The 13,723-nt window shown below is 71.4% G+C and carries 12 protein-coding genes; 6 read left to right on the forward strand and 6 right to left on the reverse strand.

Features of this window, described 5'->3' with window-relative positions:
- Positions 1-105: 105 nt before the first annotated feature.
- Positions 106-1,917, reverse strand: coding sequence for a phosphatidylglycerol lysyltransferase domain-containing protein (locus OO70_RS44455; RefSeq protein WP_043685334.1), 1,812 nt, complete (start codon positions 1,915-1,917; stop codon positions 106-108).
- 224 nt (positions 1,918-2,141) lie between these two features.
- On the opposite strand from OO70_RS44455, the gene OO70_RS44460 reads away from it, so the two are divergent.
- Positions 2,142-3,272, forward strand: coding sequence for an alpha/beta hydrolase (locus OO70_RS44460; RefSeq protein ID WP_043685336.1), 1,131 nt, complete (start codon positions 2,142-2,144; stop codon positions 3,270-3,272).
- An 81-nt stretch (positions 3,273-3,353) separates the two neighbouring features.
- Positions 3,354-4,658 carry a hypothetical protein gene (locus tag OO70_RS44465; protein ID WP_051742188.1) on the forward strand — a complete coding sequence of 435 codons (1,305 nt, stop codon included), beginning with the start codon at positions 3,354-3,356 and terminating at the stop codon, positions 4,656-4,658.
- 18 nt (positions 4,659-4,676) lie between these two features.
- Here the strand turns inward: OO70_RS44465 and OO70_RS44470 are convergent, their stop codons facing one another.
- Together OO70_RS44470 and OO70_RS44475 are read right to left on the reverse strand one after the other, a co-directional pair.
- Positions 4,677-6,032, reverse strand: a complete 1,356-nt coding sequence (locus OO70_RS44470; RefSeq protein ID WP_043685341.1) for a PH domain-containing protein — start codon at positions 6,030-6,032, stop codon at positions 4,677-4,679.
- Positions 6,029-6,529, reverse strand: coding sequence for a PH domain-containing protein (locus OO70_RS44475; protein ID WP_043685344.1), 501 nt, complete (start codon positions 6,527-6,529; stop codon positions 6,029-6,031). Before OO70_RS44475 ends, OO70_RS44470 begins: the two co-directional genes overlap by 4 nt.
- A 31-nt stretch (positions 6,530-6,560) precedes the next feature.
- Between OO70_RS44475 and OO70_RS44480 the strand changes: the two genes are divergently transcribed.
- Positions 6,561-7,712 carry an NADH-quinone oxidoreductase subunit D gene (locus OO70_RS44480; protein WP_043685347.1) on the forward strand — a complete coding sequence of 384 codons (1,152 nt, stop codon included), beginning with the start codon at positions 6,561-6,563 and terminating at the stop codon, positions 7,710-7,712.
- A gap of 88 nt (positions 7,713-7,800) precedes the next feature.
- Here OO70_RS44480 and OO70_RS44485 read toward each other — a convergent pair whose 3' ends face one another.
- On the reverse strand, positions 7,801-8,829 hold the full coding sequence (locus OO70_RS44485; protein ID WP_043685349.1) for an SAM-dependent methyltransferase: 1,029 nt from the start codon (positions 8,827-8,829) through the stop codon (positions 7,801-7,803).
- Between the two features lie 118 nt (positions 8,830-8,947).
- Between OO70_RS44485 and OO70_RS44490 the strand changes: the two genes are divergently transcribed.
- Positions 8,948-10,153: a sensor histidine kinase gene (locus OO70_RS44490; RefSeq protein ID WP_043685352.1), complete on the forward strand. Its 1,206-nt coding sequence runs from the start codon at positions 8,948-8,950 to the stop codon at positions 10,151-10,153.
- 83 nt (positions 10,154-10,236) lie between these two features.
- Positions 10,237-10,908, forward strand: coding sequence for a response regulator transcription factor (locus tag OO70_RS44495; RefSeq protein WP_043685354.1), 672 nt, complete (start codon positions 10,237-10,239; stop codon positions 10,906-10,908).
- A gap of 30 nt (positions 10,909-10,938) precedes the next feature.
- Here OO70_RS44495 and OO70_RS44500 read toward each other — a convergent pair whose 3' ends face one another.
- Positions 10,939-12,048 (reverse strand): DUF5937 family protein, encoded by a 1,110-nt coding sequence (locus tag OO70_RS44500; protein ID WP_043685441.1) that lies wholly within the window; start codon positions 12,046-12,048, stop codon positions 10,939-10,941.
- 99 nt (positions 12,049-12,147) lie between these two features.
- On the opposite strand from OO70_RS44500, the gene OO70_RS44505 reads away from it, so the two are divergent.
- Complete coding sequence (locus OO70_RS44505; RefSeq protein ID WP_043685357.1) at positions 12,148-12,363, forward strand: hypothetical protein; 216 nt, start codon at positions 12,148-12,150, stop codon at positions 12,361-12,363.
- 6 nt (positions 12,364-12,369) lie between these two features.
- On the opposite strand, the gene OO70_RS44510 is transcribed toward OO70_RS44505, so the two are convergent.
- Positions 12,370-13,587, reverse strand: a complete 1,218-nt coding sequence (locus tag OO70_RS44510; RefSeq protein WP_043685360.1) for a threonine aldolase family protein — start codon at positions 13,585-13,587, stop codon at positions 12,370-12,372.
- Positions 13,588-13,723 lie beyond the last annotated feature (136 nt).

Genomic DNA, 13,723 nt, shown 5'->3' on the forward strand with positions numbered 1-13,723 from the left:
CGGCCCGAGCGGACTGCCCGGGCCGGCCGGAGCGACGCTCAGGGGCCGGTCCGGGCGACGGCCCCCGCCCGGGGGCGAGGTCATCACTCGGGCCGGCCCCGTCGGTCAAGCCGCCCGCACGTCCCGTTCCGCCAGGGCGTGGGCGCAGGCCGGAGCCACGACCTTGCGGTGGCGGAGGAAACGCGGCAGCGGGAGAGCCAGGTTGACGAAGCCCTCTGCCTGCATCGCGGCGAAGCCGATGCGGGGGAGGTCTCCCGAGGCGCGGTAGACGACGAAGCGGGGTTCCCAGCGGGGCTGGAACTTCGCGTTGAACTTGTACAGGGACTCGATCTGGAACCAGCGCGACAGGAAGACGAGCAGTCCGCGCCAGGCGCGCAGCACCGGGCCCGCGCCGATCTTCTCGCCGCGTGCGAGGGCCGACCGGAACATCGCGAAGTTGAGCGAGACCCGGGTGATGCCGAGCTTCGGTGCCGCCTGGAGGGAGGCGACGATCAGCAGTTCGTTCATCCCGGGGTCCGCCGAGCGGTCGCGGCGCATCAGGTCCAGCGACATGCCGTCGGTGCCCCAGGGCACGAAGTGCAGGATCGCCTTCAAGTCGCCGTACTCGCCCGGGTGTTCGTCCGCCTTGTGGGCGGTCGCGATGAAGCAGTCGCCGTCCTCGGGGTCGCCGATGCGGCCGAGCGCCATGGAGAAGCCGCGCTCGGTGTCGGTGCCCCGCCAGTCCTCCGCGGCGAGCCGGATGCGCTCCAACTCGCCCTCGCCGAGGTCACGTACACGCCGTACCCGGGTTTCGTAGCCGGCCCGCTCGATGCGCTTCACCATTTGGCGTACGTTGCGCATCGCGCGCCCGGCGAGCGAGAAATCCGCCACGTCGACCACCGCCTCGTCGCCCAGTTCGAGGGCGTCGAGTCCGGTCTCGCGGGTCCACACCTCGCCGCCCGTCTCCGAGCAGCCCATGACGGCCGGCGTCCAGGAGTGGGCCTTCGCCTCGTCCATGAACCGCTCGATGGCGCCCGGCCAGGCCTCCACGTCGCCGATGGGGTCACCGCTGGCGAGCATCACTCCGGAGACCACGCGGTACGTCACCGCCGCCTTGCCGCTGGGCGAGAAGACGACGGCCTTGTCGCGGCGCAGCGCGAAGTGGCCGAGGGAGTCACGACGGCCGTGCTTCTCCAGGAGGGCGCGCAGATGCGTCTCGTCCTCCGGGGTGAGGCGTGCGGCCGGGTGTTCGGGCCGGAACGCGAGGTAGATCGTCGTCACGGCGGTGAGCAGGCCGAGGGCGCCGAGCGAGAACGCGACCGTCCAGGAGGTGCTGCCCTCGTAGTCGACCGGTCCCTCGAAGCCGAACAGGCCGTACAGGACGTGCGTAATCCGATCGGCCAGGCTCGGGTCGCCGACCATGCGCTTGGAGTGGACGCTGACGATGACCAGTCCGAGGACGAGGGAACCGGCGCCCATGAGCACGAAGTTGGCGAGCGCGCGCCACCGGCTGCGCGGGTCGGGCAGCGCCCGGAACTCGTCGCGGTGCATCAGCAGGGGCGCGAGCAGCGCGGCCGAGATGACGACTCCTATGAGCGAGTGCCGGTACGCGAACTGTGCCACCGCGCCCGCCGGGAGCAGCGCGACGGCGGCCCGCCAGGCCCGGCGCTTGCGCCGCCTGAGCCCGTGTGCCAGGAGCAGCAACAACACGCCGGCGCTCAGCGAGAGCGCCGCGGCGAAGGGGCCGAGCGCACCCGGCAGCACCTCCGCCATGGTGTGCATACGGCTGTGCCGGAAGCGCGGGAACACCCCCGCTGCGATGTCCAGCAGGCCGACGAGGGCACAGGCCCTGGCGACGATCGTGGGAACGACCTCGGGGCGCGGACCTCGGACTATGCGCCGGACCCGACCTGTTCGGCTCGGAACCCCACCCGACATTTCCCCATCTATCCTGACAGACATCGCATCCCGTAGTTCTGCGAGAGACCTTGGATCCGGGCCCGATTCGGGCATCCGGCGACATTGCGCCCTCTAGGACGGTGTCCAGAGGAAGGAGGTTCCTTCCTTACCGAAAAGCCGGTTCAAAGGCAGAGGAAAGCCCGGGGCAAGCGTGCGCGAATCTTGCGTGCGTCGTGGGCGGAAAGCGCAGGCGGGGACAGCTGATGGGACTCACGAGCGGGAAAGTGCTGGTACTGGCGGTCGTCTGCGCCGTGCTGCTGTTCATCGGCACAGTATGGCTGTGGCCGCGCCTGGCCAGACGCAACTGGCGGGCCGTCAGCGGGCGCGTAGGTCTGCTGCTGGCAACCCAGTTGGTGCTCTTCGTCTCCGTGGGCCTCGCCGTCAACCAGGCGTTCGGGTTCTACGCCAGCTGGGCCGACCTGTTCGGCAAGGAGACGGACCAGGGCGTCGTCGTCGACCACACGGCGCTCCAGGGCGCCGGCGGACCGCTCCACGTGGTCGAGACCCGGCGGGTGGACGCACCGGGCGGCGCTTCCCTGCCGGAGAGCGTGGGACAGGTGCAGCGGGTCGCGATAGTGGGCCGTACGACCCACATCGCCACCCCCGCGTACGTCTACCTCCCGCCGGAGTATTTCCAACCGCGGTACCGCACGCGCACGTTCCCCGCGACGGTCGTCCTCACGGGGTATCCGGGTACCGCCAAGGCACTCGTCGACAAATTGAACTACCCGCGTACGGCACTGGAGTTGGCCAAGGGCGGCCGTATGAAGCCGATGATCCTGGTGATGATGAGGCCCACGGTGGCGCCGCCGCGCGACACGGAGTGCGTGGACGTCCCGGGCGGGCCGCAGACCGAGTCGTTCTTCGCCAAGGATCTGCCCGATGCCGTAGTGGCCCACTACAGGGTGGGCAAAAAGCCCGGCAGCTGGGGAATCATCGGTGATTCCACGGGCGGTTACTGCGCCCTGAAGCTCGCCATGCACCACCCCGGGGTGTACGCGGCGGGCGCCGGTCTCTCGCCGTACTACAAGGCGCCGAGCGACCCCACCACGGGCGACCTCTTCCAGGGGCACGGGACGCTGCGCGACGAGGCCGACCTGTGGTGGTACCTCAAGCACCGGCCCGCGCCCGACACCTCACTGCTCGTCACCAGCAGCAAGATCGGGGAACACAATTACAAGGACACCCTGAAATTCATCGACCGGGTGAGGGCCAACAACTCCACCCGTATCGCGTCGATCATCCTGGACAGCGGCGGACACAACTTCAACACCTGGCGGCGGGAGATTCCGGCGGCCCTGCAGTGGATCAGCGGGCGGCTGAGTGGCCGTTGAACCAGTGTGAGGGAATAGGGGTGGCTGTGTTTTTACCGGGCGGGGCACCATGATTCGCCTACGCGCGGTAAGTTTCTGGCCATGCCACGTGGACGTCACCGCCATTCCCCGCCGTTGCACCGGTTGTTGCCTCCTTCGGCGATCGCAGGCGTGTCGCTCGTCTGCGCCTTCGGGCCATGGGTCTTCTCCCAGGCGGCGGCGCTCCGCATAGTCGCGGCGATCGCCGCCGCGACCGCGCTCGTCGGCGCGGCCGTCATGCGCCGCTGGGACACTCAGGCGGGCAAACAGGTCGCTGACCTGGTACGCGCGCGTACGAGCGACGAGTGGCGCTACGAGGAGCGGCTCGCCGAACTCGAGTCCGACCTCGACGAGTCGCGCGAACTGCGCGTCAAGCTGGAGCACAAGCTGCGCGCCAAGCGCACGGAGCTCGCGGGCCTGCGCAACGAACACGCGGCGCTGCTGCGCCGGTACGCCACGGCGGAGACCGAGCGCGCCAGTGCCCTGGAGGGCCGCCGCCTGCTGGAGATAGAGGCCGCGGAACCCACGCGCGCGTTGCCGGCGATCCCGGCCGACGGTGACGACGACGTCTCGGCGGACGTGGACGCGGATCTCGTGGATCTCCAGGACGACGAACTCGACGCGGACGAGACCGAGGCTGTGGCTGCCCCGGTCGAGGCCGAGACCGACGCGGAGACGGACGCAGAGGCCGAGATCGAGGACGAGGAGTCCGACGACTCCGCGGATTCCGAGGCGGAGGCCGAGGCTGTCGAGGAGAAGAAGCCCGCGGTCGCCACGGTGTTCTCCCCGGAGGGCTCCAAGCTGTTCCTGCGGGCCAAGGCGGCGCTGGTCCGGCTCGACGACGACGCCCCCGAGTCCGCGGCGCCCGCGCCGAAGGACGACGACTCCGCGCCGGCCGAGCCCGCCCCGGTGGAGGCCGGCGGCGGCGCCACCGAGTCGGAGGCCGCGCAGGAGGACGAGGCGGAGGGGAAGCCCGAGGCGGTCGACGGGCATGAGCACGCGGCCGCCGTCCCCCCGGCCGTGAAGTCCGCCACGCCCGTGCCGCTGTCGGGGCACTTCACCGTGCCGACCGCGGTGGCGGTCGTACCGGCGTCTCCCGTACGGCGGCCGATGATCGAGGGCGGGTTCGACTTCTTCGGTATGCAGAAGGGGTCGACGACCGCCGCGATGGACGCCGTGCAGAACGAGGATCTCGCCGACGTCGTGGGCCAGGAGGCCCTCGCGGTGCACAAGGCGGAGGCCGAGTCGCAGTTCAAGCCGGCCGACGAGCGGTCGCGCGGTGTGGGGGTCAGCCAGGTCATCGACCTGACGGCGCACGACGAGACCGAGCAGATCAACCTCCACGGACTGCGCAGCGCGGCCTCCTGAACGGGTCCTGACCGGGCGTCAGGCCATCCAGCGGTCAGGGCGTGCGTCCCTGCGGCCCGTCCGTGAGCGCTCGGCCTGTTCGCGGAGCAGCTCCGCGGCCTCCTCCGCGTCCCGCAGGCGGGCTGTGACGGTCCCGTTGGCCCCGGTGTCCACATGGACCTCGGCGAGCCGCCAGAACCGCTCCCAGGGCCCCTGCTTGAGCCGTACGCTCTGCACCTTCGCGTGCGGCACCAGCGCCAGGCTCCGGCGCAGCAGTCCGTGTCGGGCCGCGAACACCGTGTCGGTGACCGCCAGGCCGTAGCCCCGCCACCACAGCGGCACGCACCAGTGCGCCCGTCGCGGCGGGCGGGACAGCGCCGGGAGCGGCGGCACCGTCACACCGGGCAGCACGCGCGCGACGACCGACTCGGCGATCTCGCGCGGAGCGACCGGCACCAGCACGGAGTTGGACGAACCGGCCACGTCCAGCTCGACCCGCACCCAGCCGCGCCGCCGCCACAACAGCGGTTCCACGATCCGTACGGTCTGCACGCGCCCCGGCGGCACCGTCTCGTGCGTGCGGTCCAGCAGCCCGTGGTCGATGCGCAGCCCGTCCGGGGACTCGCCCAACGTCCAGTCGTACTCGCCGACGAACCGCCCCACACTGCTCGCGCCCGCCGCGCCCAGCAGCGGCAGCGCGGTCGCGAGGACCGTCCACACGCTGTGGGTGGCGAGCCACAGGAGCGGCGGTACGACGAGTGCGGCGGCCAGCGATCCCCAGGTGGCGCCGGTCAGCACCAGGGACACCGCGAGGACGCCGGCCGGTACGTGCAGCAGTTGCTGCGAGGGCGCCTCGCCGACGTCGTGCACGGTCTCGGGCGCGAACCCGGCCGCCCGCGCGAGCAGTTCGGCCCGCAGCGCCCGCGCCTCGCCCTCGCCCAGGAAGGCGAGCTCGTCCTTCTTGTCCGTCCCTACGACGTCCAGCTTGAGCTTGGCGACGCCCGCCACGCGCGCGAGGAGGGGCTGTGTCACGTCGACGGCCTGGATGCGTTCCAGCCGGATGTGCGCGGTACGCCGGAACAACAGGCCGGTACGGATGCGCAGTTCGGTGTCGGTCACCGAGAAGTGGGTGAACCACCAGGTCAGGAAGCCGTACAGACCGGCGGCCGGTACGAACACGGCCAGCCCGATCAGCAGGGTGATGGTGGTCAGCCGGGTCAACTGCTCCTGTGCCTGGTTGGGGTCGTGCACCGCCCACCCGATGATGACGGCGACCGGCGCCCACGCCCGGCGCAACGGCGTCACCGGATGCAACCGCCGCTCCACGACAGGCACTTGCTCCCGTACGACCTCGGCGGCCTCGGGTACGTCCTTCTCGGCGCCCGGCGTCGTCACAGCCCCGCCGATCGGGCCTCGCCCAGCTCGGTGAGCCGGTCGCGCAGCCGTTCGGCCTCGGCCGGGACCAGCCCCGGGATCGTCGCGTCGGTCGCCGCGGCCGCCGTGTGCAGCTGCACGCTGGCCAGCCCGAAGTGCCGCTCCACAGGCCCCGAGGTCACCTCCACGAGCTGCATCCGCCCGTACGGCACGATCGTCTCGTGGTGCCACAGCACACCCCTGCTGATCAGCAGGTCGTCGGCGCGCTCGGCGTACCTCCAGGACCGCCAGTTGCGGCCCAGGAGCACCCAGCCCCACACGATCAGGGCGAGCGGCAGCAGTGCGAACGCCGCCCAGGCGGGCCCCGCGAACAGGTTCAGGAGTGCGCCCAGGACCACGGTCAGCAGCCCCAGCCACACCACCAGCAACAGCCGTCGCATCTTCAGCAGCCCCGGCGGCAGCCCGGTCCACACCGGCTCGCGCGCCGCGTCGTCGTGCGCGGCAGTCCCCGTTTCCATGCCGCAAGCGTACGTACGAGAGACTGTGTCCATGACTCCCACGACGGAGACCATGGTCGGGATCGGCGGCGCCGCGGAGAGCACCGACATGGTGCTCAACATCGGCCCCCAGCATCCCTCCACGCACGGTGTGCTGCGCCTGCGGCTCGTCCTGGACGGCGAGCGCATCCAGCACGCGGAGCCGGTGATCGGCTATATGCACCGCGGCGCCGAGAAGCTCTTCGAGGCGCGCGACTACCGCCAGATCATCATGCTCGCCAACCGCCACGACTGGCTGTCGGCCTTCTCGAACGAGCTCGGTGTGGTCCTCGCCGTAGAGCGGATGCTCGGCATGGAGGTGCCCCCGCGCGCGGTGTGGACGCGCACCCTGCTCGCCGAGCTGAACCGGGTGCTCAACCACCTGATGTTCCTGGGGTCGTACCCCCTGGAACTCGGCGGTATCACCCCGGTGTTCTACGCGTTCCGGGAGCGCGAGGTCCTCCAGAACGTCATGGAGGAGGTCTCCGGCGGACGCATGCACTACATGTTCAACCGCGTCGGCGGCCTCAAGGAGGACCTCCCCGCCGGATGGGCCTCCCGCGCGCGTGAAGCCGTCGCCGCCGTGCGCTCCCGGATGGACCGCTTCGACGACCTGGTGCTCGGCAACGAGATCTTCCGGGGCCGCACGCGCGGGGTGGGCGAGCTGTCTCCCGAGGCCGTGCACGCGTACGGCGTGAGCGGGCCCATCGCGCGCGCCTCGGGCGTCGACTTCGACCTGCGGCGCGACGAGCCGTACCTCGCGTACGGCGAACTCCAGGACACCCTGAAGGTCGTCACCCGCCAGGAGGGCGACTGTCTCGCCCGCTTCGAGGTGCTCCTGGAGCAGACCCACAACGCGCTCGACCTCGCGGACGCCTGCCTCGACAGGCTCGCCGAGCTGGAGCCCGGACCGATCAACCAGCGGCTCCCGAAGGTCCTGAAGGCGCCCGAGGGGCACACGTACGCGTGGACCGAGAACCCGCTCGGCATCAACGGCTACTACCTCGTCAGCAAGGGCGAGAAGACCCCGTACCGGCTGAAGCTGCGCTCGGCGTCCTACAACAACATCCAGGCGCTCGCGGTGCTGCTCCCGGGGACGCTGGTGGCGGACATGGTGGCGATTCTGGGGTCGTTGTTCTTCGTGGTCGGGGACATCGACAAATAGGGGCCAAGTAGGGCGCGCGATTGGTCGGTTGGGCAGCAGGTCAGTTGGGCGGTAGGTCAGTTGGGCAGCCGGTCAGTTGGACAGCCGGTCAGTTGGACAGCGGGTCCGGAATTCCAACCGACTGCACGAGCCAGCCGAAGTCGCCGAGGCCGCCGGTCGCGGTGAGTTCGGCGGCTTCTCCGGCGCCCGCGAGGGCGCGGACGTATGCCGCGGGGTCGGTGGAGGCCAGTGTGAGCGGGGGGCGCGCGCCTGTGATGCCGAGGGCGCGCAGGGCGGCGCGTTGTGTGAGCAGGCCTGCGCCGGGGAGTGCGCCTGACGTGTCGGCCGCCGTCGCGCCCGCTTGCGCGCAGGCGTCCAGGGCGACGTGCGCCGTGATGTCGCACGAGCCGTCCGGTACGGGTGCCGTCTCGCGGCCCTCGCGGAAACCGGTGAGCGTGCCGAACGGGGGGCGGGTGTCCGCGGTGTGCGCGTAGTCGACGGCGATTGCGAGCCCCCGGTCGACGCAGGCGACGGCGGACGCCCAGGCGGTGTCCCTGGGGAGACCGATCTCGGCGCGCAGCCCCTCCTCGGGCGCCTGTGGCCACCACCGGGCGAGCCACGCGGCCTCCGCACCGGCCACCGGCTCCCCGAGCCGCTCGGTCCCGTCGTCCCGTACGAGCACGAGCCGCGGTACGCCCGCCGGGTCCACCTCGGCGACCTCCACGGGCACGTTGTCGAGCCACTCGTTGGCGAACAGCAGCCCTGTGATGCCCTTCGGCAGCTCGCCGAGCCACTCGATGCGACGGTCGAGCCCCTCGGGGCGGTCGGCGATCTCGACGCCGTACGCACGCACGCGTGCGGCCACTTCGGCGGGGAGCGCGGCCAGCACGCCGGTCACCAGCTCGCCGCGGCCCGCGCCCAGGTCCACGAAGTCCAGCGCCGCCGGCCGGTCCAGCGCCTCGTCCACCCGGCACAGCAGCTTCGCCACGGCCCCGGCGAACAGCGCCGACGCGTGTACCGACGTACGGAAGTGCCCGGCGGGTCCCTCGGGCCTGAGATAGAAGCCCCCGGGCCCGTACAGGGCGTCCTCGGCGGCCTCCCGCCAGCCGCGCCACCGGCCCGTGGTGTCTTCCGTCACGTGGTCAGACTAAGTGCACAGGACAACGGGGCCTCCACCTTGGGGAGTACGCGGGACGTATACGGATCGATCCTCCGGTTGACCCCGGCACACTTCGCGCTTCCCTACGCTGGGTTACGTGCAGCGCCTCTACGACTTCCTCCGCAGACACCCGACATGGGTCGACACCTTCTGGGCTGTCTTCCTGCTGGGGCTGAGCGGCGTGAGCATCGCCAGTACCAGCTACGCGTCGGGTCGGCACGGGACGGCGGCCGGGGCGATCGCGGCGTCCGCCGTGATGTGTGTGGCGATCGCGCTGCGCCGCCGCTGGCCGGAGAAGATGCTGGTCCTGGCCGGGGCGACGGGCCTGGTGCAGCTGGTCCTCGACATCGAGCCCGTGGTGGCCGACTTCGCCATGCTGGTGATCGTCTACACGGTCGCCGCGATCGGTGCCCGCTGGGCCTCCCGCTTCGCCCTGGCCGCCGGGCTGTCCGCGGCGACCCTGGCGCAGATCCGCTGGCCCCAGGAGCACACCAGTTCCGCGGGGCTGGTCGCGCTGGCGATCTTCCAGACGGTGCCGTTCGCGCTGGCCTGGGTGCTCGGCGACTCGATGCGCACCCGGCGCGCGTACTTCGCGCAGCTGGAGGAGCGCGCCGCCCGGCTGGAGAAGGAGCGCGAGGCGCAGGCCAAGGTCGCGGTCGCCGCCGAGCGCGCCCGGATCGCGCGCGAGCTGCACGACGTGGTCGCGCACAACGTGTCGGTGATGGTGGTCCAGGCCGACGGCGCCGCCTATGTCCTCGACTCCGCGCCGGACCAGGCCAAGAAGGCCCTGGAGACGATCTCCTCCACCGGCCGCCAGGCCCTCGCCGAGATGCGCCGCCTGCTGGGCGTGCTGCGCACCGGCGAGCACAAGGAGGCCGGCGAGTACGTTCCGCAGCCGGACGTGGAGCAGATCGACGACCTGATCGAGCAGTGCCGTACGTCCGGACTGCCCGTCGACTTCAAGGTCGAGGGCACCCCGCGCCCGCTGCCGAGCGGCGTCGAACTGACGGCGTACCGGATCGTGCAGGAGGCGCTCACCAACACCCGCAAGCACGGTGGCCCGAACACGGGCGCGAGCGTGCGCCTGGTCTACTTCGACGACGGTCTCGGGCTGCTCGTCGAGGACGACGGCAAGGGCGCCCCGCACGAGCTGTACGAGGAGGGCGGCGCCGACGGCCAGGGGCATGGTCTGATCGGTATGCGGGAGCGGGTCGGCATGGTCGGGGGCACCCTGGACGCGGGCCCGCGGCCGGGCGGCGGTTTCCGCATCAGCGCGCTGCTGCCGCTCAAACCCGCGCACTGACCACCGACGCCTTTCGCGCGCCGGGCATTGACACCTGTAAGGACCCGCACCACCACCCGCCGACCGAACGGAAGATGACCCCCATGACGATCCGCGTGATGCTCGTCGACGACCAGGTGCTGCTGCGCACCGGGTTCCGGATGGTGCTCGCCGCCCAGCCGGACATGGAGGTCGTCGCGGAGGCGGGCGACGGCGTCGAGGCCCTCCAGGTGCTGTCCGCGACCGCGGTCGACGTGGTGCTGATGGACGTCCGTATGCCGAAGCTGGACGGCGTGGAGACCACCCGCCGCATCTGCCAGGGCGAGAACCCGCCGAAGGTGCTGATCCTGACCACCTTCGACCTCGACGAGTACGCCTTCTCCGGGCTGAAGGCGGGCGCCTCCGGCTTCATGCTGAAGGACGTGCCGCCCGGCGAACTCCTCACCGCGATCCGCTCCGTGCACAGCGGGGACGCCGTCGTGGCGCCCTCGACGACCCGTCGGCTCCTGGACCGCTTCGCCCCGATGCTGCCCTCCACCGGCAAGGAGCCCCAGCGCAAGGAGCTGGAGCGCCTCACCGAGCGCGAACGCGAGGTCATGATCCTCGTCGCCCAGGGCCTGTCCAACGGCGAGATCGCGGCCCGCCTGGTGCTGTCCGAGGCGACCGTGAAGACCCACGTCGGCCGCATCCTGACCAAGCTCGGCCTGCGGGACCGGGTGCAGGTGGTGGTCCTGGCGTACGAGACGGGGCTGGTGCGGGCCGGCGGCCACGGCTGAGGAGTCACCCCTCCGGCTGCCCGGCGGCGGCTATCTGAGGATGCCCTCCAGGAAGTCGCTGCCCAGGCGGGCCACCACCGTGACGTCCAGCTGGTGCAGGACGTAGCGGCCGCGGCGGCGGGTGGTGATCAGGCCGGCCTTCTTCAGGACGCTCAGGTGGCGGGATATCTCGGGGGCGGTCATGCCGTGCATCTGGGTCAGCTCGCCGGTGGTGAAGGCGCTCCGGGCCAGGTTGCGGCACAGGCGCATGCGGACCGGGTGGGACAGGGCGGTCATCCGCAGGGTCAGCTGCTCCACGGAGGGCGGTGCGGCGAGCTTGGGCGTGCCCACGGGGTAGTGCACGACGGGCTGCCAGTCGTGCCGGTACAGGACCGTCAGGTGCGGCCAGCCCAGGCTGGTGGGCACCAGGAGGAGGCCGCCGTCCTGGGTCGCCGTGCAGCCGGTGCCGAGTTTGTCGACCGTGATGCGGGTGGCGCTCTCGTCGAGTGCCACCGCCGTGGACATCGACTTCAGCGCCTCAGCGAGCCCCTTGCGCCGCAGGAGGTCCGTCTTGTGGCGGGCGTCGGCGGCGAGCTGGTGGTGCATCCGGGACCAGGTCTCCGCGAAGAACGCCTCGTCGCAGTCCTCCAGGAACTGCCGCAGCCAGGCCCTGGTCCGCGGCGGGTCGGCCAACAGGCGCTCGGTGAACGCCAGTTGACGCGGACCGCGCGCGGCCGCCTGCTCCAGGGCGCGCCGCCGGATCCCGGCGTCGGTGAGCGGGCCGGGTCCGCCCGTGCTGTAGGTGATCGCGCAGGTCGTGAACTCCATCGCCGCGTCCACGAACTGCTCGTCCGTCAGCTTGTCCAGGAGGTCCAGCTCCTCGGCGAGCGTGGCCCCGGGGAGCGTGCTACGGCCCGGGATGCCCGCGTACGGCAGGAACAGGTCGGAGAACGTCGACCGCCACAGGAAGTCCGCCTCGCACATCCGGTCGGCCAGATGCGGGTCGAGCCCGGCGGTGACGCCGGTCACCCAGCCCTGGAGGCCGGGATGGTGCCCTGGCTCGGACAGCGCGTGCAGCGCCATGCACAGCTCGCCCAGGGGCGAGGGCGCGAAGGTGATCCGCTCCTGCCGCAGCCCGGTGATGTCGATGTGCACGCTCATGTCCCCCATCGTGCACCCCGCCACTGACAACGCACCGCTCGATTGACGGCGCCCGTCAATCGACGCGACAGCCACCGGGCGGCGGCGCAGCCTGGAGACATGAGCATCACCCAGCAGTACTTCCTCGACACCTACCGCGCCCAGCGGCTCGGCGAAGTGCCGCCGCCCCCGCCCGGCGCCCACGACTGGCGAACGGCCCGCGAGCTGCGCGGCTACCGGCAGTTCCGCGCGGTCGTCGCGGAACGCCCGGTCCATGGTCGGCTACGGCGGGCCCTGGGCCGCCTGCTGCACCCGCACCCGCGTTCCGCCTGCTGACATCCGTCAGCCCCCGGTCTCCTCCTTCAGGCGGACCACGAAGTCCGCGACCGCCGCCTTCACGTCGTCGGCCGTCCACTCCAGGGCGGCGGCCCGCACATAGACCTCGGTGACCGCCAGACCCGGACCCTTCGCGTCCCAGGGGTTGGCGAAGAGGGCGGTCTTCGTCTCCTCGGCCTGCCGGATCGCGGCCTCCGAGACCGCGTCGGGGTCGTACGGCAGCCAGACCTGGAACTCGTTCGTGTGCGGCTGCTCGGGCTGGACACCGATCCAGGGCACCCCGGCCGCCGCGAACCCCTCGCGCAGCGCCTCGGCGACCACGCGCGCGTGGGCCACGTACGAGGGCAGCCGGGGCAGTTCCCGGTCCAGGCCGGCGAGTGCCGTCAGCGCGGTGGGGAACTGCTGGAAGATCTGGCCGCCGTACCGGTGCCGCCAGGTCTTCGCCTCGTCGATCAGGGTCTTCGGGCCGGCGAGCGCGGCGCCGCCCAGTCCTTCGAGGGACTTGTAGAACGACACGTAGATGCTGTCCGCCAGGTCGGCGATCTCGTCGAGCGGGCGGCCGAAGTGGGGGGCGGACTCCCACAGACGGGCGCCGTCGAAGTGGACCACCGCGTCGCGTTCGTGCGCGGCCTCGACGACGGCGGAGAGTTCCTCCCAGGAGGGCAGGACGAAACCGGCGTCCCGGAGGGGCAGTTCGAGCATCAGCGCCCCGAAGGGCTCCGGGAAGTCGCGCACCTCGTCGGCGGTCGGCAGCCGGGGCTCGCTCGTCACATGGACCGGGCGCAACCCGCTGACCTGGCTGAGCGCATTCCGTTCGTGCACTTCGGGGTGGGCGAGCGGGTGCAGGGCGACGACCGGGTTTCCGGTGCGGCCCGCCCAGCAGCGCAGGGCCACCTGCTGGGCCATCGTGCCCGTGGGGAAGAAGGCCGCGGCCTCCTTGCCGAGCAGTTCGGCGACCCGCTTCTCCAGGGTCTCGACGATGCCGCCGCCGTACATGTCCGACGTCTCGTCGAGGTCGTAGAGCTCGGCCGCCTCCTGGAGGAACGCCAGCCGCTCGCGGAGGGGGTCCAGGAAGCCGAGGCGCGCGAGTGCGCGCTTCGCGTTCCGGTTCGCGCTGATGCGCCGTTTGCGGCGCTCCAGGATGCGTTCCTCGTCGGTTGTCGGCTCCGCTCCCCGCTCGTCCTGCTCCGCCTGCTCTTCGCCCTGTTCCGCCGCATCGCTCATGCTCCGGATGATGCCTGGTGCGGGTCCGCGCGAGCACCCGGATTTCCCCAGGCTTTCCCGTTCGCCGGTGGTGTGCGACAACCCACAGCCTGTGGACAACCGGACGCCCCTCGAACCGATCGCGTTAACATGACGA

It is taken from the genome of Streptomyces xylophagus (assembly GCF_000716435.1).
GTDB lineage: Bacteria > Actinomycetota > Actinomycetes > Streptomycetales > Streptomycetaceae > Streptomyces > Streptomyces xylophagus.